Here is a 26,462-nt window from a genome sequence, read left to right as displayed (position 1 = left end):
CGGGCTTCCTCAGGAATCTTTGTGGTAAATGATTCGGGCTGGGTTGCCGAAGACGCTGGCGCCGGCCGGCACGTCCTTCACCACGACCGAGCCGGCGCCGACCACCGCGCCGTCGCCGATGTGGATGCCGGGCAGGATGGTGGCGTGTGGGTGCACGATCGCGTGCTTACCGATTCGTGCGCCGCCACCGACGAAGGTCATTGCCCCGATCTGCGCGTAGTCACCGACATGGACATCGTGACCGAGCATGGTGTTTGCCTGCACGTTGACGAAGTCGCCCAGCCACACGTTGGGGCTGAGCTGCACGCGGTGGCACAGGAAGCAGCCCTGGCCGATGTGCACGTACGGGCTCAGGAACGCGCCGGTGACGATGGGGATGAAGTGCGCGCCTTGCTCAAGCAATGGCTGCGCATAGCGCTGGCGCGCATGCGGATCGCCGATCGCGCAGACGAAGCGCTCTTCGTCCTGCGGCTGGTATGAGAGCGGGCTGCCGACAATGGTCAGGTCGCAGTCCAGACCGTCCAGTATCTGCAGGCGCGTGTCGAGAAATCCCACCGGACGCCACTTCGTTCCGCACGCCGGATCACCCTGCATCTGCGCCAAGACCTCGCGCCCCCATCCGCCGGCGCCAATAATCAAAACCGGGTGCGTCATAGGATTGAGCCGCCGTCCATCACCAGGCTGGTCCCAGTGACCCAGCGGCTGGCATCGGCTAGCAGGTAGATCGCGGCGTTGGCCACATCCTGCGGCTCGCCCAGGCCCAGAGGATGCCTTGCCTTCTGTGCATCGAGTTGGTCTGCGCCCCACATCGGCGTCGCTACAGCAGACGGAGAAATGCCGTTGACCCGAATCCTGCGCTTGGCCTGTTCGAGCGCCAGGCATTTGATGATGCCGATGAGGCCTGCTTTCATCGCCGAATACGGCCCTACGCCGCGCGTGCCGAGGTGCGCGGCAGTGGATAGCATGAACACGATCGAGCCCTGAGGGGCGATGGCATTTGCCAGCAGCAGGCGCTGCGTCAGCATCACCGGAGCGAGAAAATTGACCGTGTACATCTCGGTCATCGCCGCCTCGGTCAGCTGCCGGATCGGACAGTGCTTCTGAATGCCTGCGCAGTGAACCACGCCATGAACCGTCGCACCCGCTGCAGCAGCGAGTGTGTCGCGATCGGCAGCGCTGCTCAGGTCGCCGAGCACGCCAACGTGGCCCGTGCCCTGCAGCTGCGCCTGGGTCTGCGCGAGACGGTCTTTGTCGCGGCCAGTGAGAACGATGCGGGCGCCTCGTTGCGCGCAGGCGATGGCGATTTGACGGCCCAACCCCGACGACGCTCCCGTCACCAGGATTGTCTTGCCATTGAGCGAAAACGCAGTGTGTGCCGGTGTGTTCATGCGTAGATGTCCATCGGCACGGTGAGGCCGCCATCCACCACGAAATAGTTGCGCGTTATCCAGCGGCTTGCATCGGCCAGCAGGAACGCGGCGGCGTAGGCGACGTCCTCCGGCTCGCCCATGCCGAGCGGTGTCAGTTCGAACAGCCCTTCCATATTGCCGCCGCTTCCCTGCAGGCCCTCCAGCAGCGGCGTGCGCACGTAACCCGGGGCAATACAGTTGGCGCGGATGCCATTCTTGGCAACTTCCTGCGCCAACGATCTCACCATGCCGAGCAGCGCGCTTTTGCTGGCCGCATACGCGCTGCTGGCCATTGGTCCGATGTGCGAGGCAACTGAAGCGAGGAACACCAACGAGCCGTTTGCGGTGATGCGCTTCTTCGCCAGCAGGCCGCGGGTCAGCAGCATCGGTGCGAATGTGTTGCTGGAGAAGATGTCGTCCAAATGCGCCCGGTTGACCAGGCGCAGCGGAACCAGCCGAGAGATGCCGGCCGCGTGCGCCATCCCATCCAACAGGCCAACGTCGGCGACCAGGCGATCGATGTCCTCCTGCCGGTCAAGGTCTGCCGCGATCGCCACGTGTCCTTCGCCTGGCAATGCCTCCAAGGTTGAGGCCAGCCGCGCGCGGTCGCGCCCGCTGATCGCCAGCTGGGCACCGAGCTCGGCGCAGGAAATGGCAATCTGTCGGCCAATACCGGAGGAGGCGCCGGTAACAAGAATGCGTTTGCCGGCAAGCGAGAAGGGGTCAGGGGCAATACTCACGATTCGATCAGATCCGGAAAAACGGCCCCTTCGATGTCGAGCAGACAGGTGCCCCACGACAAGCCGATGCCGAAGCCGCAAAGCAAGACGCGCTTGGGTCCGGATTCGAGTTCCTTGTTGATGCGCGCGGTCATGGTCACCGGCAGCGAGGCACCGCTAGAGTTGCCGAAGTCGCGCAGCGTCGAAGGCACTTTTTCCACCGGCAGGCCGAGCTTCTTGCGAATGGTCTCGTTGATCATGCGGTTGGCTTGATGGAACACGAAATAATCGATCTCATCCTTGGAAACGCCGGTGTAGTCGAGAAGTTTCTGTACCGCCGGCGGGATACGTTGCGTTGAGAAGCCCAACACCGCCACGCCGTCCAGGATCAGGTCGGTTGCACACCGCCATGGACCGTCAGGCTCTTCGCGGAACGGGATCAGGTGCTGCAGGGTCACCGGCTCGCGCTGGCCGCCGACCGGCAGGATGATTGCCTTATAGCCACTGCCATCGCTGTTGAGGTCGAAGTACATCGGCGGCGCGTCGGCGCTGAACTCCAGCGCAGTGGCGGTGCCGGAATCGGAAAAAATGGGATCTTCCAGATTGGCACTGCGGTCACCCACCAGCAGCAGGCCTTTCTTGACGCCGCCGGCGGCGATCATCGAGCCGAGCAGGTTGATGCCGAACGGGTAGGCCGAGCAGCCCAGGTTGACGTCGAAGGCGACGGTGGCATGCGAAAGCCCCAGCCTGTCTTGCAGGATGATCGCAGTGGCCGGAATCGGATAATCCGGCGACTGGGTCACCACAATCAGTGCATCGATCTCCTCACGCTTCCACTGCAGCTTCTCGAGCAGCACTTCGGTTGCGTCGAAGGCCAGGTCCGAAAAGCACTGCCAAGGCTGAGACATGCGCCGCGTCTCGATGCCGATGTTGCGCACCAGGCGCTCGCGTTCGGAACGGATCTGCGGCCGGCAATCGGTGAGATTGGACACCACACGCTTTGGCACGCATGTCGCCATGCCGGCAAAGCGGACGTTATGCAGCGTGGAGGTCGGCATGGTGCTTACGCCTCGGTCAGTTTGTAGAGATCGCCGACGGTGATGGCAGCGGTGAGGTCATCGCCGGTAATGGTCTTGCCGTACTCCATGTCGAACATCACGATCACGCCCAGTGCCGCCAGTGAATCCCATTCCGGCAATTCCAGCAGCACGGTGTCCAGCGTGACCTCCACTGGCTCCTGGAAGTCGGTGGCAGAAACAAAGTTCTCGATAAACGTTTCCTGGGTCATGCGGTCTCGCCTGGTTGCCTGTTGAAGATACGGGAAGTGGAAAAGCACGTGGAGCGGGCTGCGGTCATGTCGCCTGTTGGCCGGCGATGAGATCGGCAATGGTATCGACCTGGTCGCTGCTCAGGCCAGGAAAGATCGGCAGGCACAGCACTTGCGCGGCCACCGAGCGCGCCACCGGCAACCATGCCGGCGCCGACGAGGGCAGGGCACGGTACATCGGGAAGTCGCTGATCAACGGATAGAAATAGCGCCGCACCAGAATGCCGTGCTCGCGCATCAATTGGTACAGCGCATCGCGCGACAGGGGGTAGTCGTCCTGCACCAGCACCGGGAAATACGCGTAATTGGGGCTGGAATACGCGGCCCGCGCAACACAGCGGATGCCGCGCACATCGCTCAACCGCTGCCGATACTGCACATCGATGGCGCTGCGCTGCGCGATGGCGTTGTCGATGTGCTGCAGTTGCAGCAGGCCGAACGCCGCGCTGATCTCATTCATTTTGCCGTTGATGCCCGGTGCCACCACCGTGGTTTCATCGACGAAGCCGAAGTTCTTCAGATGCCCGATGCGCTGATAAGTTTTTTCGTCGGGGCAGACAATCGCGCCGCCTTCGAAGGTATTGAAGACCTTGGTTGCATGAAAGCTCAACACGCTCAGATCGCCATGACGCAGGATCGAGCCGCCGTCATCGCGCACGCCGAAGGCATGTGCGGCGTCGTAGATCACCTTGAGGTTGTAGATGTCGGCGATACGCGTGATGGCTGTCGTGTCGCATGCGGTTCCGTAGCAATGCACCGGCATGATTGCGGTGGTCTGTGGGGTGATGGCCGCTTCGATCTTCGAAGGATCCATGTTGAGCGTCACCAGGTCGATGTCCACGAACACCGGTGTGATGCTTTTCCACAACAGCGAATGCGCGGTGGCAACGAACGAGTAGGGCGTGGTGATCACTTCGCCGGTGATACGCAGCGCCTGCAGCGCAGTGATCAAGGCGGTGGTGCCGTTGGTGAGCAATGCCAGATGCGGCACGCCCAGGTAGTCGCACAGTGCGCGTTCGAGTGCGCGGTGCATCTCGCCACCGTTGCTGACGATGCGGCTGGTCCAGATCCGCTCCAGATAGGGCAGAAATTCTTCCAGCGGCGGCAGCAGCGGACTGGTGACGGGGATGGGCATCAATGCCTCGGCAGGTGCTGGTGAAGGTCGGGATTCCGCTGCAGCCGGTGGCTGCAACGGAGTGATCCTGCTGAAGCAAGCGCTATGCCAGCGAGCGGAAGCTGAGCGTATGACCGCTCAGTTGGCCAGTTCGGTCTGCTCGCGATCAATGCCGTACTTGCGCAGCTTCTCCACCAGCGTGGTGCGGCGCAGGCCGAGCAGTTGGGCGGCATGTGCGACCACGCCCTGGGTGCGTTCCAGCGCTTCATTGATCAGCGCCAATTCGATGTTGGCCATGTGGCCACGCAAATCGATACCGTCGTCCGGCAGGCTGGACGCAGCGGCCGGTTCGGCATCGGCCGTCTTGGGCTGTAGCGTCACCACGTTGCTTGGTAGATCGGTGACTTCTACCGGTGCGGCCACCAGTGGCGGTTCCGGTGGCAACTCGACCGGAATGGCCGAGGCGAAATCGCCGCGATACCGCGCCGGCAGATCCTGCACCCGCACCAGCCCACCGGGATGCAGCACCGCCAGGCGCTCCACCAGGTTGGTAAGCTCGCGTACGTTGCCGGGCCAGTCATAGCTGCGCAGCGCCTCCAGAGCCTCCTCGGCAAAGCGCACTTCGCCGCGGCCGGTGCGTGCGAGCTGGCCCGCAATCGTCTGTACAAGCATGGCCAGATCGTCCACGCGCTCGCGCAGCGCCGGCATTTCGATCGGAAACACGTTGAGGCGATAGAACAGGTCCTCGCGAAACTGGCCATCGCTGATGCGGGTTTCCAAATTGCGGTGGGTCGCGGCGATCACGCGCACGTTGCAGCGGATGGTCTGGCCACCGCCAACGCGCTCGAAGCTGCGCTCCTGCAACACGCGCAGCAGCTTGACCTGCATCGGCAGGCTCATGTCGCCGATTTCGTCCAGCAGCAGCGTGCCGCCTTCGGCCATTTCGAACCGGCCCTTGCGGGTGGTCAGGGCACCGGTGAAGGCGCCTTTTTCGTGGCCGAACAATTCGCTTTCCAGCAGATCCGGCGGGATCGCGCCGCAATTGATTGCGACGAACGGCCCATCGCGCCGCGGCGAATGTTGGTGGATGGCGCGCGCGACAACCTCCTTGCCGGTACCGGATTCGCCCAGCACCAGCACGGTGGTGTCGAATGCGGCCACTTGGTCGATCAGCCGGCGCAGGCGAGTGACCGCCTCGCTGTTGCCGGTGGGACCAGAATCCTGCTGTACGCCGGCCTGATGCTCGGCATCCAACCGTTTGAGGCTTGCGCGGCGCAGCAAGGCTTCCAGCTGCGTATGACGCAGGGGAGTGTCCAATGCCCACACATTGGCTTCGTGCAGGCCGTGTGTTTGCGCGAACGCGGTCGGGCTGCCTTCCATCAGCAGCACTGGCGGCGGCAGCTTGGCATCGGCCAGCCAGTCAAAGAATTTGTCGGCCTGTGCAGCATCCTGCGCCGAGCCCACCATCACCGCCATCCACTCATCGTGGCGGTGACGGCCAGGATTGATGTCGGCGCCGTCAGTGACCCAGCGGGGATTGAAGTCCATAAATTCGAGCAGCGACACGGTGCGCTCGGCGCGCACAGCGTCACTGTCGATCAACAGAATGCGGGACTCACTCATTCCTGGCTCCTTCCGTCAGGCCCTCCAGGATTGGCATGACTTCCTGGATGTAGGACAGCTTGCTGACAAAGTTGTCAGCTCCCGCGCGAAGAGCGTGTTCACGATGCTCGGCATCATCGAAGTGGCTCGCGATGACAATATACGGCGGATCGTCCTGCGTCTTGATCAGACGCGTGGCCTGCAGCCCGCCCATTTCCGGCATGGCCAGATCCATCAGCACGACATTGGGGCGCAGCGACTCAGAGCGCTCGATCGCTTCCAGCCCATTGGCGGCACTGCCCACGATATTGAGCCACTCGACTTTGCGAAAATGACGCATCGCAGCGTTGATAAAGCCCTCGTGGTCGTCGACCAGCAGCACGGTGAGTTTGCTCATAGTAGTCCTTATCCTGCCCGGGCAAGCAGCGGTTTAGTGGTGCGACGGCGCTCGCGTGCCGGGGCGATATCAAGTTGTTCGCGGTACTTGGCGACGGTGCGGCGCGCAATGTTAACGCCTTGCCGCGACAGCAATCCGGCAATGGCCTCGTCGGCCAGCGGCCGGCCGGCCGGCTCGCTTTCGATCAAGCGACGCACCATCGCCTTGACGGCCTGGCCGGAGACGCTGGCGCCTTCCAGCCGCACGGCGAAGAAGTGCTTGAGCTCGAAGGTGCCGCGCGGGGTCTGGATGTATTTGCCGGTGGTGATGCGCGAGATCGTCGATTCGTGCATGCCGATCTCGTCGGCAATTTCCTTCAGCGTCAGCGGTGCCATTGCTTCTTCGCCACGCGCCAGGAAGGCGGCCTGGCGTTCGGCGATGGCGCGCGTTGCGCGCAGCAGGGTCTCGTAGCGCATCGACAACCCGCGGGTCAGCCAGCGCGCTTCCTGCAGCATGTCGCGCAACGGCTGCGCGGCCTCGCCGGCTTCAGCCAGCGCACGTTCGTGCACCGGGTTGATGCTGACGCGATGGGTGGTGGCCGGATTGAGTGCAACGCGCCAGCTGCCGTCCGCATGCCAGGCGAGCACATCCGGAATCACGCTGGCGTTGCTCTCCTGCAGCAGGTCCTCGCCCGGGCGCGGTTGCAGCGAGAGGATCAGCCGCACCGCTTCGCGCGCATCGTCCACCTCGGCATCGTGCGCGCGCGCCAGTACCGCGTAGTCGTGCGCAGCCAGCAGCTCCAGGTCACCGTCGAGGATGCGCGCCGCCAGATGGCGGGCCGGTACGCGGCCGGGCAGGGCACTCAGCTGCGCTTGCAGACACTCGCGCAGGTCGCAGGCGGCCAGCCCGGCCGGGTCGCCGTGCAGCAGGCGCTGACGGATCGCTTCCACTGCCTGCACGTTCATGCCCAGACGGGTGGCGCCCAGCTGCTGCAGCGTCGACAACGCTTCGGTCAGATACCCGGCGTCGTCGGTCTGCTCCAGCCAGAACGCAGCGGCCCCCAATGCCGCCTCGTCCAGGTCCAGCGCCAGTTCGCGCAGGATGCGCACATGCGGGTCGGTGGACTCGCCGGCTGCCACGCGCTGCATGCGGTCGTCGTCGCCATCGTTCCAACTGCTGCTCTGCACGTCCCACATCGTGCTTTCCGGCAACTCGTCGAACGCGGCGATATCGCTGGCGCCATCGTCGTTGGTGGTGGCCGCGTCCCCGTTATCGGCCAGCTCTTCCAACTCCAGCAACGGATTGGTTTCCAGGGCACGACGGATCTCCAGTTCCAACTGCATGCCGTCCAATTGCAACAGACGGATCGACTGCAGCAACTGCGGGGTGAGGTGCAGTTGCTGGCCAAGCTGGGCGGAAATGGTCGTCTTCATGGAAGCGCTTCCGAAGGGCGCTGCACGCAGCAGCGATGGAATGCATCTTGCAGGACAACGCGACGGGTTTCTAATCAGGGAGTCAGGTGAGATGACTCATGATTTTCCTGACAGCGCGTCAGAAACTTCCTGACGTTGCAGGCAGGCTCAAGCATGCCTGCCGGAATTCCGTCACTGTTTTGATCGTCGCTGGCAGACCGCGCTCGCCCAAGTTGGCGCGTCAGACCAACTCGTTGTGATGTTTGGCCGCCAGCAGCACCAGATCGTTGGCGCGACGGCAACCGAGCGATTCCATCATGCGTGCGCGGTGGGTTTCCACCGTTTTCACGCTGATGCCCAAATCGGCGGCAATTTCCTTGTTGCTCTGGCCGCGGCCAATTTCGCGCAGGATCTCGCGCTGACGCGGCGACAGTGCGGCAATGCCGACTGGTTTTTCGCGGCCCAGCATCGGCGCAATCATCTTGGACGAGATCTGCGGGCTCAGGAACACCTGGCCAGCGGCGGCGGCGCGCAACGCCAATTCCAGTTCCAGCGGTGCGGCGTCCTTGACCACAAAGCCGACGGCGCCACGATCAAGCGCATCGCGCACGTGCACCGGGTCGTCATGCATCGACATCATCACCACGTGCGTGCGCGGCGCGGCGCGCAGGACGTCGGTCATGGCATCCAGGCCGCTGCGGCCGGGCAGTGACAGGTCCATCAACACCAGGTCGGGCCGGTGCAGGGATGTCATGTCCAGGGCTTGTTGCGCGTTGCTTGCCTCGCCCACGACATCAATGCCGGCGAAAGTTTGCAGCAGCCTGGACAGGCCGGCACGAACAAGGGTGTGATCGTCGACGATGATGACTCGCACGGCGCAGAAGAGACCTTCTTTTTCAGTAAAGAGCACCTTAGCTGACCCGACGCCCCGCGCCAACCATGGGAATCAGCGCTGGCGGCGGGCGTCGGCGATCTGACGGCGATGCAAACGGAACAGGTGGCGTTCCAGGGCGTCCTGCAGACCGGGTGCGAGCGGGGCAAACCGCAGCCACAGCCAGAAATCATGACCATCGCTTGCGCTTGCCAGCACCGTGGCGGGAAGCTGTACAAGTTCAGGAAGCCAATCGGATGGCTGCAAACAAACGCTGCCGGTGGTGCCCGCTGCGTGGCTGCTTGCGCAACTCAGGCGGATTCCGCGCACCGACCAGTGCACCAGGCCCTGGCTCAGTCCGCTGTCGCCGTGGCGCACCAAGCGGCCGATCAGCGCCAGCATCAAATCGAGTTTGGCGTCCATGCGCTGCACCAGCAACGGCAGTTCGCCGCGGTCTTCGCTGGTTTCCTCGCTACGCAAGTCTTCGACCTGGCCAAGGCTGCGCAACAGTGTTTCTGCGGCGCTCTGCGTGCCAGCTTCGCTTCCGGCGCGGAAGCCGGCCGGCAATTGCAACTCGCAACTGAGCGTGTCGGCAAACAGTTCGGCATCGGCAGATGGCGCAAGTGTGCCGAGCGTGCTCATCAGATCCGACCGACCCGTGCGTAGGCCCGGCTGGCCGACGACGAGGTGCGCTGTGCGCGGATCAGCTCTAGTAGCTTGCGTTGACGCTCGCGCATCATCCGCATCAGGTCCTGATGCATCGTGAGCAAGGTCTGCAGCGCGTCGCGGTCCTGTTCAATATCCACCTGCTGCGCATATTCGCGCAGGTGCAGGTCGTGGGCGTCCAGCATCGGCGGCATGTCCTCGAAGTCCTCTTGCGCCATGGCCAGGCGGAGGTCGGCGATTTCTGCTTGAAGGCGTTGCACGCTATGCATGGCAGGACTCACGAAACGGCGGGAAGGCCGCGTTGTTCGAGGGGGATGGAGTTCCACGCCGAGTCGATTTCGCTGAGCAAATCCAGCGCTTCGATCAACGCAGTCTCGTCATTGTGCAGGTTGGCTGCGGTCAGCCGCTGCATCACGTAGTCGTACAGGGCCGAGAGGTTACCAGCGATCTCGCCACCGGCTTCGTGATCGAGCGAGCCGTTCAAGTGACCGACGATTGCGCAGGCCTCACCAATGGCCTTGCCTTTGCGCGCCTGGTCGCCCTGCGCCAGGCAGGCTTGGGCCAGACGGATGCGCTGGCAGGCACCGGCAAACAGCAGCGAGACCAGCTTATGCGGGTCGGCTTCGGTCACGCTGGTGGCCACGCCGACCTTGCGGTATTGCTCGGCATATTGACGATTGGAACCGTACATGGATGACTCCTCAATGGGCTGACCTTCGCTGGTCCCGGAGCGCTGTGCTCCTGCGACGACGCTCCTGCCGGAAGGCAAGGCCGAAAGCACGATAGGCCCTACATGTATCGGCTATACCCTGACAGGACTTGAGGGTCGCCATCACAGAAATCAGCCTGTCAGCAGGCCGCTGAGCGAGCTGGTGCTGCCTTGCAACTTGCTGATCATGGCGTCCATCGCGGCGAACTGTGCGGTGTAGCTGTCGCTGAGTTTTTCCATGCGCGCATCAAGGTCATCCAGGTCAGATTCGTAGCCCTTGATGGTCTTGTTCAAACTGTCCGAGCGCAGGGTGAGCGTCCCGTTGTTGGCATTGACGTTGCTGTCCAGCAGCTTGGTCAGGTTGCCGCCAAACTTGCTGTCCTTACCAAATACATCAGCCGCCGCGCCACCGTCGGAGGCGATGGCGGTGTCGAACTTGCTGCCATCGAAACTCATGACGCCATCCTTGTCGATGGTCAGGCCGAGGGCCTTGAGTTCGGTGACGTTGTCGCTGACCTGGCCGCGCAGCTGTTGTTGCAGGCTGCGCACCAGCGAATCGCCGGTCAGCGCCGAGGCGGTCTTGGTGGTGGCGTCGTAACTGCTGCTTTTCGCCAGCAAGGTGTTGGCGGTGTTGTAGGCCGCAGCGAAGGCGGTGAGGTTGCCCTTGAGTCCGCTGGTGTCGGCTGCCACGCCCAGATTGAACTTGGTGCCTTCAGCGGCCTTGGTGAGGTTGAGCACCACGCCGGGCACGATGTCGCTGATGGTGTTGGAGCTGGAGGTGCGCTCGAAGCCGTCCACGCGCACCAGTGCGTCGGCGGCTGCCACGGTCTGGTTCAGCCCGCCGGTGACGCCGGGGCCGTAGGTGAGGCTGCTCAGGCTGGGGTCGCTGGCGCTAACGGTCAGCGCGCCCTTGGTGCCGGGATCGACCGCATTGAAGACCAGATGCTGGCCATCGTTGGCGGTGACCACGCTGGCAGTCACACCTTTGCCGCCGGCGGCCTTGTTGATGGCTGCAGCGATGTCGGTGAGCTTGTCTGTGCCGCTGATATCCACGGTGACGCTGTTGTCGCCGTAGCCGATCGTCAGCGTGCCGCTACCCACCGTGGCATCGGCCGTAAACGCGCCGGAGGCCAGTTTTTGCGAGGTCGCCAGCGACACCACTTCCACCGAATAGTTGCCTGGCGCCGCCGAGCTGGTGGTGGTGGCGGTGAAGCCGGCATCGGTCGGCACCGTGGCCTTGTAGGCGTTGGTGTCGGCGCTGCTGACCACTTTGTCCAGCGCAGACTTGAGCGTGGTCATGCTGCTCTTGATCTGGCTGATGGCCGACAACTGCGTCGACGCGGCGGTGCCGGCCTTGTTGATGCGTGCCTGCTCGGGGTCTCTCTGCCGGGACACCAGGGTAGACACCACGGTAGGGATGTCCAATCCGGAGGCGGAAGTGCTGATCACCGATGCCATGTTGCATTCCTCGTCTGGGCGTCCGAAACAGACGGACGCATGGGATTACGTGATGGGTATCGGCCGCATCCGCGTGGACTTTAGCGGCAGCGGTACGTCGCGCTCACGAAATGTAGCCATGCAAATTCCATGCCTACCGAAGGTGGTGGTTTGCGTCAATAAAGTGTCCAGGCATCTGCGGCAGGCCGCGGCCACAAAAAAGCCCCTCCGAAGAGGGGCTTTGGACTTGCTCCGGAGCGCTGCCGTATCGCGGCGGCAGCTGATTGCAGGTTACTGCAGCAGGCTCAGCACGTTCTGCGGAACCGACTTGGCCTGGGCCAGCATCGCAGTACCGGCCTGCTGCAGGATCTGCGTGCGGGTCAGTTCGGCGGTGGTCTTGGCGTAGTCGGTATCGGCGATCCGGCTACGTGAGGCCGACAGGTTTTCCGAGGTTGCGCTCAGGTTGGCGATGGTGGAGGTGAAGCGGTTCTGCACCGCACCCATATCGGCGCGCGAGGAGTTGACCGTGGTCAGCGCCTTGTCGACGATTTCCAGTGCTTGCTGTGCGCCCGAGAACGTGGAGATATCCAGGCTGCCCAAGGTCGAAGCGGTGGAGCCCGAAGCGGCCGAAGCGGTGGTGATGCCGGCGCCGACGGTGATGCCAGCAGCGCTGGAGGTACCAGCCGACAGCGAGGTGAAGTCCTGGCCAGCCTTCAGCGATTCGATCTGCACCGAGCCATCGCTCTTGATCGAGGCGTACATGCCGGTCTGGTCGAGCTTGTCGTTGATCGCCGAGGCAACCTTCTTGTTGACGTCGGCAGCGGTGTCGCCGGCGCCGACCTTGACGTCAGCGATGGTGATGCTCTTGGCCGAACCGCTGGCATCCTTGAACGACAGGCTGATGCCGCTGACCGAACCAGACGCGGTGGCGGTGCCGGTGACGCCAGCGCCGGAAACGGCGGCGGCGAAGTTGGCCCTGCCCAGCGTATCGATGTTGGCGTCGGCAATGCTGTTGATGCCAATGGTCTGGCCGGCGTCGGCGCCGACCTGGAACAGCGCGCCAGAGAAGGAGCCGTCAAGCAGCTTGGTGCCGTTGAAGCTGGTCTGATTGGCGACGCGGTCGATTTCGCCGGTCAGCTGCTTGACTTCGGAGTTCAGCGCTTCGCGGTCGGTGGACGAGTTGGTTGCATTTGCGGACTGCACTGACAGCTCGCGGATACGCTGCAGGTTGTTGCCGATTTCCTGCATCGCGCCTTCGGCGGTCTGGGACAGCGAGATGCCGTCGTTGGCGTTGCGCGAGGCAACGTCAAGGCCGCGGATCTGGGTGGTGAAGCGCTCGGCGATTGCGCCGCCGGCTGCGTCTACGGCAAAGCTGGTGATGCGCTTGCCCGACGAAAGCTGCTGGATGCTCAGCGCCAAGCTGGAGCTGTTGGTGTTGAGGTTACGCTGAGCGTTCAGCGACATTACGTTGGTGTTGATTACCTGTGCCATTTTGATTTCTCCTAAGCGATTTTTCCGGCAAGGGGGACTTGCCCGGAGCCTCCGCAGGGGGGCCATCAAGTTGGCCGTTGCCGCTGCTGAGATGAATAACGGCGTTGCGTTGGGAACCTTTAGCGAAATTCAGTATTTTTTTACTGTTTTTCTGCGTCAGGACGAAATACGTAAGCGTTGTGTATCAAGGGGTTTGGTTTATTCGGCAGCACCCCGCCAATCTTTAGCGCTGGTATAACTCTTCGAAAAATAAACTCCGTCCGCCTGCGCAAATGCCACGCGCAGGAGTAGAGAAAACCCAGGTTTTCTGCGGCAAAATCAGCGGATCAGGTTGAACAACGACGACGACTGCATCTGCTGAAAAATCGTTTGAGCGGCCTGCAACGAGGCCTTCTCGAGCTGGTACTGCCCAATCGCCGAGGCGTAATCCAGATCGCGGATCGACGACAGGGTGGTCTTGAGCGTGACTTCGTTGGATTCGAGCAAGGAGTTGGCGTTGTCGATCGCCGACAACTGCGCGCCACCGGAGGCGCGCGCATCGATCATCTTCGAAGACGCCTGCGCGATGTCGCGCATGGACGACTGCAAGGTGTTGGTCATTGACGCTTTCTGCGGGGCGGTCAGCGTGTCTGAGTTCAGCGCGCTGACCATGTCGTCGATGGTGGAAAACACGTCCTTGGTGCCGGAAGCGCCGATCTGGAAACTGTCGCCGACCGCCGGCGCGCCGCTGATGCGCATGCGCACGCCGGCTGCCTTGATGTCTTGGCCATCTTTATAGGTGCCGGTGCTTACCACCGCATTGGTGCTGTCGCGCACTTCATAGGTGTCGGCGGCGGTGAACTGCACGCTGTAGCTGCTACCGTTCCAAGTGCCTGTGCTGGCATCGCGGCTGAAATCCAGCAGCAGCCCGGTGCCGGTGTTGGCGGCATTGGCGTGTGCGTCCACGGTGCCGTCCCCGGTGCGGATGCGCATGAAGATTTCGCTGCCGGGCAGGGTGTCGCTGACAAAGGTGTCCGGCGCCACTTCCACCTGCTTCTGGGTCTGGTCGCCGTTGTAGGTGACGTTGCCACTGCTCTTGATGAAAGGCGCGCTGCCGTCGGCAGTACCGCCGAACAGGTAGCGCCCGGTGCCATCGGTGCTGTTGGCCAGGCTCAGCATGCTGTCGCGCAGGGCGGTCAGTTCCGAGGCGATCGCCTTGCGGTCGTCGGGGCTGAGCGAGGAATTGTTGGCCTGCACCGCCAATTCGGTGACGCGCGCCATTTTGTCGCCGGCCTGCGACAGCGCATTTTCCTGCAGCCCGAGGCGGTTCTGCACGTTGTTGGCGTTTTCACCAAAGCGCGTGATTGCCGCCAGGGCGCGATCCAGACCGACCGCGGTGCCTGCGGCGACCGGGTCGTCCTTGGCCGTGACCAAGCGCTGCCCGCTGGAGAGCTGGGACTCGATCTGATTCAGCCGCGCCTGCTTGGCGCCCATCGAGGCGACCGACTGGCTGTACATCATGCTGGTAGAGATACGGTCGGTCATCAGCGTACGGCACCCAGGATGGCTTGGAAGACGGTGTCGGCGGTGGAGATCATCTGTGCGGCGGCCTGGTAGGCCTGCTGCAGTTTCAGCATGTTGGCGGCTTCCTCATCGAGGTTGACGCCGGAAATCGAATCGCGGCTGGCCTGCGCCTGGTCGTTGATGACCTTCTGCGCATCGGCCGAATAACTGGCTGCGCGCGCGGCCGAGCCCACCGACGTGGTCAGGCCCGACAACGCGCCGTTGAGCGTGACCGTGCCACCGCTGAGCGCCTTGGCATCGTCGATCTTGGCCAGCAATTTGGCGTTGCCGTTATCGCTGGAGCCCGCACCCGTCGGGCCGACGCCGAAGGTGTCGCCAGCCTTGGGCGCGCCGTCCAGTGCGAAGCTCCAGCCATTGGCGCTGATGGTCTGGCCGGCGGTGTAGGCGAACGGGCCGGCGCCATCGATGGTGTACTGGTTGGCGTCGATGAACTCGACCGACGACGGGGTCAGCAGCGCAGGGTTCTGCGCATTGGTGACCTTGACGTCGCTGATCTTGCCACTGCCCTGGTTGGCGATCGTCGCGGTGGCCTTGACCGGGGTGGCCGCAGCAATGCGCGAGGGATCGGTGATGGCCACCGACAAGCTACCAGCCAACCCGGCGGTGGGCTGCAGCAGAAACCTGTCGCCGCTGGCCGGGGTGCCGCCCACCACCATACTGACGCCATTGAGCACCAGCGGGTTGGACGCCGTGCCGGTGCCGGTCATCGGCACGGCAGACCCTGTGCTGGCGTTGGTGGCCTTCCAATTGGTGCCGTCGAAACTCAGTGTGACGTTCTGACCGTCCACCGCGCTCATGTTGCTGAAACTTGCGCTCAGCGATGCGCTGCCGGTGTTGTTCGGATTGGCGGCGGTGGTTGGCGAACCGATGTTGAAGAAGTTGCCGCCCATCGCGCCATACAGGTCCATACCCTGGCTGTGGCCGGCATTGAACGTGCTGGCCATGCCCACAGCCAGGCGGCCGAGTTCGGCCTGGGTGGGCTCAAGCACGCTGCTGCGGAATTCCAGCAGGCCGCCGATCTGCCCGCCCAGCGAACTGGCGCTGAGGCTGACGTTCTGGCCTTGGGTCTGCATCGCCACCTGCAGCTTGGTCGGCTGATACGGGTCGGCAACGGTGGTCAGTTTGGAAGCGGTGGTAGCGACCACCAGCGCTTGGCCGCCGGCGGTGAAAACATTCATGAAGCCGCCGTCCTGGATCACCGCGGTACCGCCGGTGTAGCCCACCAGCTTGGTCACCAATGCATCGCGCTGATCGAGCATGTCCGGCGCTGCGTTCTGCGCACTATTGCCGATGGTGCCATTGAGCTTGGCGATCTGCTGCGTCAAGCGATTGACCTCATCTACCGACGAGGTCAGCCCGCTGTTGACTTCGTTGCTCAGGCTGTCCATCTGCCCGTTGAGCTGCTTGAAGCGCGTCGCCAGCGAGTTGCCGCTGTCGAGCATGCTCTGGCGCTCGGCAGTGGACGAAGCGTTGGACGACACCGCGCTGGTGGAGTCGAAGAAGTTCGACCACAGCCCGGCCACGTTGGTGGCGGTGTTGGAGTACAGCGCATCGACGCGGTTGGATAGCGAGGACAGCTGCTGTAGGCGCGAGAGTTCGCCGCCGCTGTCGAGCAGGCGCGAGATGGCCAGCTGGTCGGCCACCCGGCCCACATCGGTAATCTTGGCGCCATTGCCCACGAACGCGTAGCCCATGTCGGTGGGCGTGCGCGTTGCGAATTCCACACGTTGGCGGCTGTAGCCTTCGGTATTGATGTTGGCGACGTTATGGCTAACGGTCGACAACGCCCGTTGGAAGGCGATGAGCGCGCTAGTCCCGGTGGACATGATGGACATGGGCGTTTACCTCAGCGACGGATGGTGCCGAGCCCGGCCGGCTCGGCGGTACTGGCATAGCGGTTGGACAGATCGGCCGCTGCGTTGCCGATTGCGACCACCGCACGGTCGATGGTCGGACCGTGAGCGATCGCCGCGATCTTGGCCGCATAGCCCGGATCGGTGGCGTACCCAGCCTGTTGCAAGCCGCGTGCAAAACCCTTGATATCAGTGCCGGCCTGCAGCGCGGACTGGTAACGGCTGTTGTTTTTCAGCAGCCGCACGTAGTCGGCAAAGCTCTCTTCGGCTGAGCCATAGGCGCGGAAATCGGCGGTTTCGGTGGTTTTGACACCGTTGACGTATTCGTGGGTGCCGGTGGTGACCTTGTCGCCGCTCCAGCCGGTGGCCTTGATGCCGAACAGGTTGTTGGAATCGCCCCCATTGCCGATGCCGCGACGACCCCAACCGGTTTCCAGCGCGGCCTGTGCCACCAGCGCGCGCGGATCAACGCCCAGTTCGCGCGCGGCTTTCTGTGCATGTGTCCAGATCTTGGCGACGAAGCCTTCCGGCGTGCGTTCGCCCAGGCTTGCAGCTGCAGTGCTGGCGGCGCTTGCGTTGACTGCGGCATTGGCGTCGGCTGCGTCGCTGGCAGCGACATCGGCCCAGCGGTCGTTGGCCGACGGCCAGCTCAGTGCCGCGGCATCGTCGCTGCCGGAGTCGCCACCGCCGGTACGCCCGGCAATCATATCCAGCACCTGGCTCATGCCGATGCCGCTCAGATTGCCTGCGCCCAGGGCCGCCTTCGCAACGCTGCTGGTAGTGATGCCGCTGGCCGCGCCATCGCGGGAAGGTAGTGGCAACGAGGCATCGCGCTTGCCGGCAACCAGGGAATACGCCTTGGCCGCTTCGGCGGTGTTCAACGAGGTGTTCAACGCCGGGCCGCCGGTGTCGCCACTCAGTTGCTTGGAGATCATCGCCGATAGCCCCAGCCCCTTGCCCTCGGTCAACGCCTTGGCCATCTGCTGGTCGTACATTTCGCGGAACATCTGGTTTTGGCCCGGAAACATCGGGTCGCCGGAGCTCGCATTGCGCATGCTCTTGACCAGCATCTGCGCGAACTGGCCTTCGAGCTGACGTGAGACCTTGTCGATCTTTGCGGGATCGGCCTTGGTGCTCGGGTTGAGATCAATGGGCGCGGCTGCGATACGCATGTCAGATCACCTCTAGCTCCGCCGTGAGCGCGCCGGCTTGCTTGAGCGCTTCCAGGATAGCCACCAGGTCGCCGGGAGCGGCGCCCACTTCGTTGACTGCGCGCACGATCTGATCGAGCGTGGTGCCGCCTTCAAACTTGAACATGCGGCTGCCTTCGGAGGTGGCCGTGATCGTCGATTGCTGGGTCACCGCAGTGCGGCCGCCACTGAAGGCACCCGGCTGGCTGACATTGGTGTTTTCGCTGATGGTCACGGTGAGCGAGCCATGCGCGATAGCAGCCGGCATCACCCGCACCAGCTGGCCGATGACCACGGTGCCGGTACGTGCGTTGACCACCACCTTGGCCGGTGCATCGCCCGGCGAGAGTTCGACGTTTTCCAGCCGCGACAGCAGGCCGATGCGGGCGCCCGGGTCGGTCGGTGAGCGTACCGCGACGGTGACGCCGTCCACCGCACGCGCGGTGCCGGCACCGAAGCTGCTGTCGATCGCTGCGACCATGCGCGAGACGGTGGTGAAATCGTTCTGGTGCAGGTTGAGCGTGATCTCGCCGGTGCCGGCGAACACGTCCGGCAATGCGCGTTCGACGGTGGCACCGTTGGGAATGCGGCCAACGCTGGGGATATTGACCGAGACGCGCGAGCCGTCCTTACCTTGTGCGCCGAAGCCGCCAACGACCAGGTTGCCCTGGGCCATCGCATAGACCTGGCCATCGGCGCCTTTCAGCGGTGCCATCAGCAGCGAGCCGCCGCGCAGCGACACGGCGTTGGCAATCGAAGAGACGGTGATGTCGATCGGCTGGCCGGGCTTGGCGAACGGCGGCAATTCGGCGTGGATGGCCACGGCTGCGACGTTTTTCAGCTGCGGGTTGACGTTTGCCGGAACATTGACGCCCAGTTCGCCGAGCAGGTTTTTCAGGCTCTGCACGGTGAAGGGCGCCTGGCTGGTGCGGTCGCCGCTGCCGTCCAGGCCAACCACCAGGCCGTAACCGACCAGTGCGTTGCCGCGCACGCCGCCAACTTGGGCGAGATCCTTGATGCGCTCGGCGCTGGCCGGCGCGGCGATTGCGCACAGTGCAACGGCGGCAGCCAGTAGACGGAAAGGCAGGGAAGACAGATTCATGGTGGCAGGCTCAGTAGAGCGACAGACGGGAATTGAAGAAGCGGCTTAGCCAGCCCATTGCGTTGGACTGCGCAATCGCGCCACGGCCGCCGTAAGCGATGCGGGCGTCGGCCACTCTGCTGGAGGGCACGGTGTTGTCCGGGGCGATGTCGGCGGCGCGCACGATGCCTTGCACCTGCACCAGTTCGTCGCCCTGGGTCAGGCGCAGGTTCTTCTGCCCCTGGATCACCAGATTGCCGTTGGGCAGGCGCTGCATCACGGTGACGGTCACGCTGCCCTGCATGCGGTTGCTCTGCGCGGTGTTGCCCTTGCCGGCAAAGCTGCGGTCGCCGTTGGTGCTGTTTTCCAGCACATTCAAGCCACCGACGGTGAGTGGTGCGCCCAGCAAGGTCGGCGCGCTCATGGTGGTGGCGTCTTTCTTGCTGATGCTGGTGTTGGCGGTGGACGAGGCGGTGGTGCTTTCGACCAGGTTCACCGTCAGCAGATCGCCGACATCGCGGGCACGGCGGTCGCCGTACAGGTTCAGGCCGGGGCCGGCGGCGTAGATCGCGCCGGCAGTCGGCTGCGCCACCGGTGCAACCACCGGCACGATCGGCGCCAGTTCGGCGAACGGGCGTACATCGCCAGCGGCCACGCAGCCACCCAGCAGCGTGCTGCAGGCAATGGCGAGGCACAGGGAGGAGAGGGAAGGCAGGCGTGACATGGCGTTGATTCCTGAGAGGGCGACGAGCGACGAACCGATCAGACGTTGTTGTTCAAGTAACCGAGCATCGAGTCGGTGGTGGAGATGGCCTTGGCGTTCATTTCGTAGGCGCGCTGCGTCTCGATCATGCTCACCAGCTCTTCCACCGTATTGACGTTGCTGCCTTCCAGCGCGCCCTGCACGGTGTTGCCCAGGCCGTTGAGGCCAGGGGTGCCGTTCTGCGCGGGGCCGGAAGCGGTGGTCTCGACGAACAGATTTTCGCCCTTGGCCTGCAGGCCCGAGGGGTTGATGAAGTCGGTGAGCGTGAGCGCGCCGATTTCCTGCGCGGCAGCCTGGCCGGCCAGGGTGACGCTGATGGTGCCGTCGTTACCGATGGTCAGCGACTGCGCGCCTTCCGGCACCTGGATGCCCGGCTGCAGCGGGTAGCCACTGTTGGTGACCAGTTGGCCCTGGGCGTTGATCTGAAAGGTGCCGTCGCGGGTGTAGGCAGAGGTGCCGTCGGGCATCTGCACTTCGAAGAAGCCGCGGCCGTTGACCATCACGTCGAGCGCGCGGCCGGTCTGCTGCTGGCTGCCCTGGTCGAAGCCCTTGAACGTGGACACCACGCGCACGCCGGTACCCAGTTGCAGGCCGGTCGGCAGCTGCGTCTGCGCGGAGGTCGAGCCGCCGGGCGCACGCACTTGTTGATACAACAGGTCTTCGAACGCGGCACGGTCGCGCTTGAAGCCGGTGGTATTGGTATTGGCCAGGTTGTTGGAAATGACCGACATGCGCGTCTGCTGCGCATCCAGTCCGGTTTTGGCGACCCACAAAGCCTGATTCATGACCCGATTCCTCGTTAGACCCGGGGATGTGTTCCGGGCACGGCTGGGTATATGCACGTGCCGTGCCAAACCCGCGTCGGATTTCTGCCGGCTGGTGCGATGGTCATGCGGAGTGGGTATGCAGCGGGCTGCGTAGGGCAGGGGCTGCAGCTGGCCGCAGGTGTAACCGGTAGCGGTGGGGCTGTGTGACAGATATGCTTGGAGATCTGTTGCCGGCTGCCGGTTGTAGCGTCCTGCTCACTTAGCGGAGAGCGGGTGGAGTTTGTTAGCTGCTTCTTGTTAGGCGTGGCCCTTGCTCAGGGCAAGCGCTGAGTCGGTCGAGTGCGCGGTGCCCTCACCGCTCGCAGGACACGCCGTGAGCCCGTTCCTGGGAGCTCGTTGGCGGCATCGATGCCGCCATCGGTCCCGCAATCGGCGAGGGCACCGCACCAGACGGTTGGCTGGCGATCAATCGAAAGCGGGTCGTTGCACGCCTTGGTTTTGCGTGCTGCTACGGATCGCTTGTTTCGTGCAACTCAATGGTGCGATCACAGACGTGTGCGTGACGATCAATACGCACTAACGCACTTCAAGCACTGCTCTCATAGACCACCGATCATCTTGACTGGTCCTTGCCCGCTCACCGTCGCGGGACCCTTGGCGGCATGGATGCGGCCAAGGAGCTTACAGGGACATACTTGCAGCGTGTCCCGCGATGGTGGCGGGCAAGAGCCCTGCAGCCAAGCCGAAGATCAGCCTCCCCGCCGCGCAGATCCAGCCGGTCGCTCTGCCGCAGACCTGCGTGAAGTTGCTTTTATTTGCCACTTTTATGAGTGCGATGGCGGCCCATCGCACTCATAAAAGTGGCCGACAACCATGGATATTAGTCGTCACCAGGGCGCTGATTATTTACGACACCGCAGTAGCCAGCGCTTTACTGCTTGCGTAAGGCTGAGCTTGAGATTGCGTTCGCCGCGGGCATCGCCGCTGCCGGCGTTGTAGCGGTCGCTGCTGACCAATCATCGCATTTGGGCTTCTTTTGGCGTCTGAGACAACGTTGCAGCTGGTATCAGCATGCTTGGCACCAACTAACGAGCCTTCGGCGGTCCAATTCGCTTGAACTGTACTTAGCCGCTCACCCGCAACAGCGAATTGGCCGATTGGGCATTGTCGTCGCCGTTCTTGATGATCTTGACCTGCATCTCGAACTGCCGCTGCAGCTGGATCATTTCTACCAGCGCGCCGGCTGCATCCACATTGCTGCCTTCCAACATGCCGCTGTTGATGGTCTTGCCGGTGGCCACGGCAAATGCCTGCGCCGGGTCGGTACTTGTGTTGCGCATCAGCCCGTCCGGGCGCCGCGTCAAACGGTCGGCTGGCGCATCCACCACCTTCATCTTGCCGACGATGGCCATGGTCTGCGGGCCTTCGCCCTGCGGAATGATGGAAATACTGCCGTCGCTGCCGATCTCCATCGCCTGGTGCGGCGGGATCGTCATCGGGGTACCGCCTTCATCCAGCACCGCATGCCCGTTGGCGGTAACCAGCTGGCCATTGGCGGTGAGCGCCAATTCGCCGTTGCGGGTGTAGGCCTCGCTGCCGTCGGGCGACTGCACTGCCAGCCAGCGGTCCTGCTGCAACGACACGTCCAGCGGGTTGCCGGTGACCTTCTGATCGCCCTGGCTGCGATCAAAGCCCTGATCCACGTGCAAGGCATCGATCCGCGACGGGTAGCCCTTGCCCTGGATCTTGAACGCCTCGGTGTTGGCCAGCGCGGCCTTGAACCCCACCGTATCGACGTTGGCGAGATTGTGCGACACGGTGCTCTGCGCCTGCAGGGAGGCGCGGGCACCGGTCATCGCAACGTAGAGGGCTTTATCCATGGGACACCGGGAATCGGGAATGGAGAATCGGGAATCGCAAACGCGGGTTGCGGGAAGCTGGGAGAGCAGGGCGCAGGGCCGGCATCCGATACACGCGATGCCAGCTCTTACGATTCCCAATTCCCCAATCCCGATTCCCAGCCATTAACGAATATTGATGATCGTCTGGGTGACCTGATCCTGGGTCGAGATCATCTGCGAGTTGGCCTGGAAGTTGCGCTGGGCCACGATCATGTTCACCAACTGCTCGGTCAGGTCGACCGTGGATGCTTCCAGCGAGCCGGATTCGACCTGGCCCAGATCCGAAGTGTTTGGCGCGCCGGTGCGGGCGGCACCGGAGGTGTAGCTCTCGGCCCACATGTTGTTGCCCTGCGACTGCAGGCCCTGCGGGTTGACGAAACTGCTCAGTGCGACCTGGCCCAGCGGCTTGTCGGCGCCGTTGGAATAGCGCGCGAACACCACACCGCTGGTATCGATGCTGATCTCGTTGAGCTTGCCGCTGGCGTAGCCGTCCTGGCGGGTATCGCGCAGCGCGAAGGCTTCGCCGTATTGGGTCGAGCCGCTGACATTGAGCTGCATGTTCAGCACGCCCGCGCCGGTGCTTGGGGTGAACGGGTCCATCGCAATGATGCCGTTGGCCGGGGTGGTCAACGCGCCGGTGTCGGAGAACTGCAGCGTGGTCGGGGCACCGACTGCGGCGCCGTCCACGTAATTGTGCACCTGCCACTCGTTCGGGTTGGCGGTCTTGACGAAGTAGGAGGTCTGCACGTGGCTGACACCCAGCGAGTCGTAGACGTTGATGCCGCCGGTGGAATGGCTATAGGTCTTGTCGTCGGCCGGGTCGAACGGAGTCACCGTCGGCGCGGTGGCATTGCCGGGCAGGGTGAAGGCCAGGTTGACCGTGGAGGTGGATTTGGGCGGGCTGTCGGTGGTCAGCAGCTGCAGGTCCGACAGGCGGCCCACGTCAAAACCGTTACCGCTCGGGTTGGGGGCAAACACCTGCAGTCGTGCGCCCTGCGGGTTGACCACATAGCCGTTGGCATCGGTCTGGAAGTTACCAGCCCGGGTGTACATCTTGGCGCCGTTGGACGAGACGGTGAAAAAGCCTTCGCCGGAGATTGCCAGGTCCAGGCTGCGCCCGGTCGGGTCGATATTGCCCTGCGAGAACTGCTGCGCCACGTTGCTGACGCGCACGCCCGAACCCACCGCATTGCGCGACAGGCCGTAGCTGGTGCTCTGGAACATGTCGGCAAACTCGGCGCGCGATTCCTTGAACCCGGTCGTGTTGACGTTGGCGATGTTGTTGGAGGTGACGTTCAGATCGGCATTGGCTGCGTTGATGCCGGACAACGAGGTATTGAAGCCCATGGATGAGTTCCTTTAGGTGTTGGTTGCCGGCTCAGCTGACGCGGAGCACGTTGGCGAGCGGGGAAGTGCCTAGCCCGGTCAGGTTGAGATACAGGCCGTCCGAGCCGATCGTGACGCTGTCCACCGGGGCGTCGACATAGGTGGATAACTTGCTTTTGGAGCCAGCGGTGTCGGTCTGGGTCGCGGTGACGCCATATTTGCCGGCCGCCATGCGGTTGCCGTTGGCATCGGTGCCATCCCAGGCGAAGGACACCTCACCAGCGGCGCTGGACGGCACGCTGAGTTGTTTGACGAAGGCGCCGTTGGCATCGGTGATTTCAAAATTGACGGTGCCGGCCGAGGTCGCGGCGACCACACCCTTGGCCGAACCGGTGGCATCGATGGCGACCTGCGCCGAGGGCACCAGCACGTTGTGACCCACCAGCGCCGCGCCCTTGAGTACCTGGTCGCTGCTCATCGACGTGGAGAGATTGCTGAACTTGGTATTGAGGTCGCCAATGCCCTGCACGGTGGAGAACTGCGCCAGCTGGCCAAGAAACGCGCTGTTTTCCATCGGTTTGAGCGGGTCTTGGTGCTGCAACTGCTCGGTCATCAATTTGAGGAAGTCGGCCTGGCCGAGTGCATCCTCTTTTTTGGGAGTCTTGCTGCCGGTACTCAGGCCAAGAGTTTTGTAGATATCGCTGGCGATCGTGCTCATCTGGAGGATTCCGTGTGTATGGGGCAGCTAGGAAGGGTCAGCGACCCATGGTGAGGGTCGCGAGCGCCAGTTCCTTGGCGGTATTGAGCATTTCCACGCCTGCCTGGTAATTGCGCGAGGCGGAAATCATGTTGACCATCTGCGAGACCGGGTCCACGTCGGGCGAGAACACATAGCCCTCGGCGTCAGCCAGCGGGTGGCCGGGCTCGTAGCGTCGGATCGGCGGCGCATTGGTGGTGGTGATCTCTTTAACGTTCACCGAGGTCAGGCTGGGGTCCTGGCGGCTTTGCTGGGCCTGGAAGATCGGCTCGATCGGCTTGTAGGTGGCCTCGGCCGAGCCTGCGACCGAGTCCGCATTGGCCAGGTTGGAGGCGATGGTGCTCAGGCGGACCGACTGCGCGTGCAGCGCCGAGCCGGCCACATCGAAAATGGGAAGGTTGCTCATGACTTATTGGCCCGTGATCGCGGTGAGCATCGAGCGCACCTTGGATTCGAGGAAGCTCAGCGACGCGCGGTATTCCAGCGCGGCGCGGCCGTAGGCGGCGCGTTCGGCATCGGGATCGACGGTATTGCCGTCAAGGCTGGGCTGATCGGATTCGCGAGTGATCTGGAACGGGTTGAGCCCGCTGCCGCCGCCCACTTCGTAGTGCTTGGCGTCAGTGGTTTGCATCAGGCCGCCATCCTGCTCGCCCTGCGCCGATTTCAGCGCCGCCTCGAAGTTCAGGTCCTTGGCCTTGTAGCCAGGCGTGTCCACATTGCTCAGATTGCTGGCAATGAGCTTCATGCGCTGCTCGCGCAGCGCCAACGCGTCGCCATGGACGCCGAGGAACGAAGAGAAGGGACTGGACACGGTGCTCTCCCGCGAAGTGTTGCAAGGGAGAAAGCAATGTTTGTGCCAAATCAAGGTGGTGCGGGAGGCGGAGCTGGCGATGCACGTCGAGCGTCAGACGGGCGGTCTAGGTGCCAGACATCACGCGATGTGTTGCCGCTCGGCTACCTGCGATTGACTGTGCAACTTACAGACCAAGCCAGACTGCCTGGCATGGCTGTCACTCAGCGCGGCGTGTGCCCAACCGCGCGGATGCCTTTAAAAGGCCTGTTCTTTCTGGAAGAACGGGACTGCAGATACCCGGCCGTGCCCGTGGGCAACGCAACCGGGTGAGATCAGGCCGCTTCGGCGACCGCTTTCAAGCGCGCCAGCACGTAATCGGCCAGTTCGTGGGCACTGTACTTGGCCACGAAGGCGTTGGCGCCCACCTGTTCGACCATGGCGTTGTTGAACACGCCCGACAAGGAGGTGTGCAGTAGCACGTACAGGCCTTGCAGGCCCGGTGTGCGCCGGATTTCCGTCGTCAGCGTGTAACCGTCCATTGCCGGCATCTCGATATCGGAGATCACCATGGCGTAGCGGTCGGCCGGGTTTTCGCCCGATGCCGCCACCTGCAGCAGGTGGTCCAGCGCCTGACGGCCGTCGGACAGCAGGGTCGCCGAAACGCCCAACTGGTCAAGCACGCTGCGGATCTGCTGACGTGCCACGCGCGAATCGTCCACCACCAACACCTGGAACTGGCGATCGTAGGCCACCAGCTGCAGCGAGGGATCCAGCTGCACTTCCTTGCTGACCTTGGCGATGTCGGCCAGCACGCTCTCCACGTCGATGACCTGGATGAGTTCGCCCTGGAACCGCGTTACTGCCGTCAAATAAGTGGCTTCGGCACCGAGTTCCGGCGGCGGATGGATGTCTTCCACCGCAATATTGACGATGCGTTCCACTCCGCTGACCAGGAAGCCCTGGACCGAGCGGTTGAATTCGGCGACCACTAAATAGCCGGGGCCGTTTTCGGAGTGCGAATCGCGTTCCGGGTGGCCGATGGCCACGCCCAGATCCAGCACCGGCACCGAGCGCCCGCGCACGTCGGCAACGCCTGCGAACTCCGTCGGCAGGCCGGGCACCTGAAACAGTTCCGGCCGGCGCAGCACTTCCTGCACTTTGAAGACGTTCACGCCAAAAAGCTGGCGTCCGCCCAGCCGGAACAGCAGCAGGGCCAGTCGATTGTGGCCAGCCAGTCGCGTGCGCTGGTCGATGCGGTTGAGCAGATCGTGGGTCATGCTGCAGGTATCGACAGGGTGGCCGGATAACTTGAGGGGACATTGCAGCCTGCCGAGT

Annotated in this window: 29 protein-coding genes; 2 read left to right on the top strand and 27 right to left on the bottom strand. The window is 63.4% G+C overall.

Translation table 11 applies throughout. The features are described from left to right. Positions 1–9: 9 nt before the first annotated feature. The 10 genes from NX05_RS11035 to NX05_RS10990 all read right to left on the bottom strand — a co-directional run bounded on the left by NX05_RS11035 (position 10) and on the right by NX05_RS10990 (position 8,788). Entirely contained in the window at positions 10–654 is a 645-nt protein-coding gene (locus tag NX05_RS11035; protein WP_010373663.1) for a NeuD/PglB/VioB family sugar acetyltransferase, read from the bottom strand. Beyond that, entirely contained in the window at positions 651–1,388 is a 738-nt protein-coding gene (locus NX05_RS11030) for an SDR family NAD(P)-dependent oxidoreductase (RefSeq protein ID WP_039438046.1), read from the bottom strand. The genes NX05_RS11035 and NX05_RS11030 overlap by 4 nt, the downstream gene beginning before the upstream one ends. Then, a complete protein-coding gene (locus NX05_RS11025) occupies positions 1,385–2,149 on the bottom strand; it encodes an SDR family NAD(P)-dependent oxidoreductase (RefSeq protein ID WP_039438043.1) in 765 nt (254 codons plus the stop codon). The genes NX05_RS11030 and NX05_RS11025 overlap by 4 nt, the downstream gene beginning before the upstream one ends. Then, a complete protein-coding gene (locus tag NX05_RS11020; protein WP_017116078.1) occupies positions 2,146–3,186 on the bottom strand; it encodes a ketoacyl-ACP synthase III in 1,041 nt (346 codons plus the stop codon). The genes NX05_RS11025 and NX05_RS11020 overlap by 4 nt, the downstream gene beginning before the upstream one ends. Positions 3,187–3,191: 5 nt before the next feature. Continuing rightward, entirely contained in the window at positions 3,192–3,416 is a 225-nt protein-coding gene (locus tag NX05_RS11015; RefSeq protein ID WP_039438040.1) for an acyl carrier protein, read from the bottom strand. A gap of 64 nt (positions 3,417–3,480) precedes the next feature. After that, complete coding sequence (locus NX05_RS11010) at positions 3,481–4,590, bottom strand: DegT/DnrJ/EryC1/StrS family aminotransferase (protein ID WP_039438038.1); 1,110 nt, start codon at positions 4,588–4,590, stop codon at positions 3,481–3,483. Positions 4,591–4,707: 117 nt separating this feature from the next. Continuing rightward, a complete protein-coding gene (locus NX05_RS11005; protein ID WP_010373648.1) occupies positions 4,708–6,192 on the bottom strand; it encodes a sigma-54 dependent transcriptional regulator in 1,485 nt (494 codons plus the stop codon). Continuing rightward, positions 6,185–6,568, bottom strand: coding sequence for a response regulator (locus NX05_RS11000; RefSeq protein ID WP_005997154.1), 384 nt, complete (start codon positions 6,566–6,568; stop codon positions 6,185–6,187). Before NX05_RS11000 ends, NX05_RS11005 begins: the two co-directional genes overlap by 8 nt. Positions 6,569–6,576: 8 nt before the next feature. Further along, entirely contained in the window at positions 6,577–7,980 is a 1,404-nt protein-coding gene (gene rpoN, locus NX05_RS10995) for an RNA polymerase factor sigma-54 (protein WP_039438035.1), read from the bottom strand. A gap of 220 nt (positions 7,981–8,200) precedes the next feature. Further along, positions 8,201–8,788: a response regulator gene (locus NX05_RS10990; RefSeq protein WP_221205632.1), complete on the bottom strand. Its 588-nt coding sequence runs from the start codon at positions 8,786–8,788 to the stop codon at positions 8,201–8,203. On the opposite strand from NX05_RS10990, the gene NX05_RS24905 reads away from it, so the two are divergent. Further along, the gene (locus NX05_RS24905) at positions 8,723–8,878 is read left to right on the top strand and encodes a hypothetical protein (RefSeq protein WP_227479797.1); all 156 of its coding nucleotides are present in this window, start codon (positions 8,723–8,725) and stop codon (positions 8,876–8,878) included. The genes NX05_RS10990 and NX05_RS24905 overlap by 66 nt on opposite strands. A 27-nt stretch (positions 8,879–8,905) precedes the next feature. On the opposite strand, the gene NX05_RS10985 is transcribed toward NX05_RS24905, so the two are convergent. The 11 genes from NX05_RS10985 to flgG all read right to left on the bottom strand — a co-directional run bounded on the left by NX05_RS10985 (position 8,906) and on the right by flgG (position 20,368). Next, the gene (locus NX05_RS10985) at positions 8,906–9,472 is read right to left on the bottom strand and encodes a PilZ domain-containing protein (RefSeq protein WP_039438033.1); all 567 of its coding nucleotides are present in this window, start codon (positions 9,470–9,472) and stop codon (positions 8,906–8,908) included. Continuing rightward, complete coding sequence (locus NX05_RS10980; RefSeq protein WP_039438031.1) at positions 9,472–9,765, bottom strand: hypothetical protein; 294 nt, start codon at positions 9,763–9,765, stop codon at positions 9,472–9,474. The genes NX05_RS10985 and NX05_RS10980 overlap by 1 nt, the downstream gene beginning before the upstream one ends. 8 nt (positions 9,766–9,773) lie before the next feature. Further along, positions 9,774–10,187 (bottom strand): flagellar export chaperone FliS, encoded by a 414-nt coding sequence (gene fliS / locus NX05_RS10975; RefSeq protein WP_039438028.1) that lies wholly within the window; start codon positions 10,185–10,187, stop codon positions 9,774–9,776. A 150-nt stretch (positions 10,188–10,337) separates the two neighbouring features. Beyond that, positions 10,338–11,663, bottom strand: coding sequence for a flagellar filament capping protein FliD (gene fliD / locus NX05_RS10970; protein ID WP_039438026.1), 1,326 nt, complete (start codon positions 11,661–11,663; stop codon positions 10,338–10,340). A 270-nt stretch (positions 11,664–11,933) separates the two neighbouring features. Further along, the gene (locus NX05_RS10965) at positions 11,934–13,133 is read right to left on the bottom strand and encodes a flagellin (protein ID WP_039438023.1); all 1,200 of its coding nucleotides are present in this window, start codon (positions 13,131–13,133) and stop codon (positions 11,934–11,936) included. 318 nt (positions 13,134–13,451) lie between these two features. After that, a complete protein-coding gene (gene flgL, locus NX05_RS10960) occupies positions 13,452–14,657 on the bottom strand; it encodes a flagellar hook-associated protein FlgL (protein ID WP_039438021.1) in 1,206 nt (401 codons plus the stop codon). After that, entirely contained in the window at positions 14,657–16,531 is a 1,875-nt protein-coding gene (flgK, locus tag NX05_RS10955) for a flagellar hook-associated protein FlgK (protein WP_039438018.1), read from the bottom strand. The genes flgL and flgK overlap by 1 nt, the downstream gene beginning before the upstream one ends. 11 nt (positions 16,532–16,542) lie before the next feature. Continuing rightward, positions 16,543–17,721 (bottom strand): flagellar assembly peptidoglycan hydrolase FlgJ, encoded by a 1,179-nt coding sequence (locus NX05_RS10950; protein WP_039438015.1) that lies wholly within the window; start codon positions 17,719–17,721, stop codon positions 16,543–16,545. Position 17,722: 1 nt separating this feature from the next. Further along, the gene (locus NX05_RS10945; protein WP_017112473.1) at positions 17,723–18,841 is read right to left on the bottom strand and encodes a flagellar basal body P-ring protein FlgI; all 1,119 of its coding nucleotides are present in this window, start codon (positions 18,839–18,841) and stop codon (positions 17,723–17,725) included. 10 nt (positions 18,842–18,851) lie between these two features. Then, complete coding sequence (gene flgH / locus NX05_RS10940) at positions 18,852–19,544, bottom strand: flagellar basal body L-ring protein FlgH (protein ID WP_010373617.1); 693 nt, start codon at positions 19,542–19,544, stop codon at positions 18,852–18,854. Between the two features lie 38 nt (positions 19,545–19,582). Further along, positions 19,583–20,368 carry a flagellar basal-body rod protein FlgG gene (gene flgG, locus NX05_RS10935; protein WP_010373615.1) on the bottom strand — a complete coding sequence of 262 codons (786 nt, stop codon included), beginning with the start codon at positions 20,366–20,368 and terminating at the stop codon, positions 19,583–19,585. Positions 20,369–21,062: 694 nt separating this feature from the next. On the opposite strand from flgG, the gene NX05_RS10930 reads away from it, so the two are divergent. Next, the gene (locus NX05_RS10930; protein ID WP_230597716.1) at positions 21,063–21,296 is read left to right on the top strand and encodes a hypothetical protein; all 234 of its coding nucleotides are present in this window, start codon (positions 21,063–21,065) and stop codon (positions 21,294–21,296) included. Positions 21,297–21,474: 178 nt separating this feature from the next. On the opposite strand, the gene flgF is transcribed toward NX05_RS10930, so the two are convergent. From flgF to NX05_RS10900, 6 genes are all read right to left on the bottom strand, one after another. Beyond that, the gene (gene flgF / locus NX05_RS10925; protein WP_039438012.1) at positions 21,475–22,230 is read right to left on the bottom strand and encodes a flagellar basal-body rod protein FlgF; all 756 of its coding nucleotides are present in this window, start codon (positions 22,228–22,230) and stop codon (positions 21,475–21,477) included. A gap of 144 nt (positions 22,231–22,374) precedes the next feature. Continuing rightward, positions 22,375–23,598, bottom strand: coding sequence for a flagellar hook protein FlgE (gene flgE, locus NX05_RS10920; RefSeq protein WP_010373610.1), 1,224 nt, complete (start codon positions 23,596–23,598; stop codon positions 22,375–22,377). A gap of 31 nt (positions 23,599–23,629) precedes the next feature. Beyond that, positions 23,630–24,295, bottom strand: coding sequence for a flagellar hook assembly protein FlgD (locus tag NX05_RS10915; RefSeq protein ID WP_039438008.1), 666 nt, complete (start codon positions 24,293–24,295; stop codon positions 23,630–23,632). A 37-nt stretch (positions 24,296–24,332) separates the two neighbouring features. Continuing rightward, the gene (flgC, locus tag NX05_RS10910; RefSeq protein ID WP_003482953.1) at positions 24,333–24,740 is read right to left on the bottom strand and encodes a flagellar basal body rod protein FlgC; all 408 of its coding nucleotides are present in this window, start codon (positions 24,738–24,740) and stop codon (positions 24,333–24,335) included. A 3-nt stretch (positions 24,741–24,743) separates the two neighbouring features. Further along, positions 24,744–25,145 carry a flagellar basal body rod protein FlgB gene (gene flgB, locus NX05_RS10905; RefSeq protein ID WP_010373604.1) on the bottom strand — a complete coding sequence of 134 codons (402 nt, stop codon included), beginning with the start codon at positions 25,143–25,145 and terminating at the stop codon, positions 24,744–24,746. Between the two features lie 314 nt (positions 25,146–25,459). Continuing rightward, a complete protein-coding gene (locus NX05_RS10900; RefSeq protein ID WP_039438005.1) occupies positions 25,460–26,404 on the bottom strand; it encodes a chemotaxis protein CheV in 945 nt (314 codons plus the stop codon). Between the last annotated feature and the right edge of the window lie 58 nt (positions 26,405–26,462).

Source organism: Xanthomonas vasicola, from assembly GCF_000772705.2.
GTDB lineage: Bacteria > Pseudomonadota > Gammaproteobacteria > Xanthomonadales > Xanthomonadaceae > Xanthomonas > Xanthomonas vasicola.
Note: the sequence above shows the minus strand (reverse complement) of the source record. Positions and strands in the feature narration are given on the sequence as shown.

Excerpts from the sequence above, each read along its gene's own strand:
- flgE (WP_010373610.1), bottom strand. The coding sequence starts at position 23,598 with ATGGGCTTCAATACCTCGTTGTCCGGCATCAACGCAGCCAATGCCGAT.
- NX05_RS11015 (WP_039438040.1), bottom strand. The coding sequence starts at position 3,416 with ATGACCCAGGAAACGTTTATCGAGAACTTTGTTTCTGCCACCGACTTC.
- fliD (WP_039438026.1), bottom strand. The coding sequence starts at position 11,663 with ATGGCATCGGTGATCAGCACTTCCGCCTCCGGATTGGACATCCCTACC.
- NX05_RS10945 (WP_017112473.1), bottom strand. The coding sequence starts at position 18,841 with ATGAATCTGTCTTCCCTGCCTTTCCGTCTACTGGCTGCCGCCGTTGCA.
- flgG (WP_010373615.1), bottom strand. The coding sequence starts at position 20,368 with ATGAATCAGGCTTTGTGGGTCGCCAAAACCGGACTGGATGCGCAGCAG.
- NX05_RS11020 (WP_017116078.1), bottom strand. The coding sequence starts at position 3,186 with ATGCCGACCTCCACGCTGCATAACGTCCGCTTTGCCGGCATGGCGACA.
- NX05_RS11005 (WP_010373648.1), bottom strand. The coding sequence starts at position 6,192 with ATGAGTGAGTCCCGCATTCTGTTGATCGACAGTGACGCTGTGCGCGCC.
- flgC (WP_003482953.1), bottom strand. The coding sequence starts at position 24,740 with ATGAGCAACCTTCCCATTTTCGATGTGGCCGGCTCGGCGCTGCACGCG.
- rpoN (WP_039438035.1), bottom strand. The coding sequence starts at position 7,980 with ATGAAGACGACCATTTCCGCCCAGCTTGGCCAGCAACTGCACCTCACC.
- NX05_RS11035 (WP_010373663.1), bottom strand. The coding sequence starts at position 654 with ATGACGCACCCGGTTTTGATTATTGGCGCCGGCGGATGGGGGCGCGAG.
- NX05_RS10900 (WP_039438005.1), bottom strand. The coding sequence starts at position 26,404 with ATGACCCACGATCTGCTCAACCGCATCGACCAGCGCACGCGACTGGCT.
- flgF (WP_039438012.1), bottom strand. The coding sequence starts at position 22,230 with ATGGATAAAGCCCTCTACGTTGCGATGACCGGTGCCCGCGCCTCCCTG.
- flgL (WP_039438021.1), bottom strand. The coding sequence starts at position 14,657 with ATGACCGACCGTATCTCTACCAGCATGATGTACAGCCAGTCGGTCGCC.
- flgH (WP_010373617.1), bottom strand. The coding sequence starts at position 19,544 with ATGTCACGCCTGCCTTCCCTCTCCTCCCTGTGCCTCGCCATTGCCTGC.
- NX05_RS11010 (WP_039438038.1), bottom strand. The coding sequence starts at position 4,590 with ATGCCCATCCCCGTCACCAGTCCGCTGCTGCCGCCGCTGGAAGAATTT.
- flgK (WP_039438018.1), bottom strand. The coding sequence starts at position 16,531 with ATGTCCATCATGTCCACCGGGACTAGCGCGCTCATCGCCTTCCAACGG.
- NX05_RS10980 (WP_039438031.1), bottom strand. The coding sequence starts at position 9,765 with ATGCATAGCGTGCAACGCCTTCAAGCAGAAATCGCCGACCTCCGCCTG.
- NX05_RS10930 (WP_230597716.1), top strand. The coding sequence starts at position 21,063 with ATGGTGGCGGGCAAGAGCCCTGCAGCCAAGCCGAAGATCAGCCTCCCC.
- NX05_RS11000 (WP_005997154.1), bottom strand. The coding sequence starts at position 6,568 with ATGAGCAAACTCACCGTGCTGCTGGTCGACGACCACGAGGGCTTTATC.
- fliS (WP_039438028.1), bottom strand. The coding sequence starts at position 10,187 with ATGTACGGTTCCAATCGTCAATATGCCGAGCAATACCGCAAGGTCGGC.
- NX05_RS11030 (WP_039438046.1), bottom strand. The coding sequence starts at position 1,388 with ATGAACACACCGGCACACACTGCGTTTTCGCTCAATGGCAAGACAATC.
- NX05_RS10950 (WP_039438015.1), bottom strand. The coding sequence starts at position 17,721 with ATGCGTATCGCAGCCGCGCCCATTGATCTCAACCCGAGCACCAAGGCC.
- NX05_RS10965 (WP_039438023.1), bottom strand. The coding sequence starts at position 13,133 with ATGGCACAGGTAATCAACACCAACGTAATGTCGCTGAACGCTCAGCGT.
- NX05_RS10915 (WP_039438008.1), bottom strand. The coding sequence starts at position 24,295 with ATGAGCACGATCGCCAGCGATATCTACAAAACTCTTGGCCTGAGTACC.
- NX05_RS10985 (WP_039438033.1), bottom strand. The coding sequence starts at position 9,472 with ATGAGCACGCTCGGCACACTTGCGCCATCTGCCGATGCCGAACTGTTT.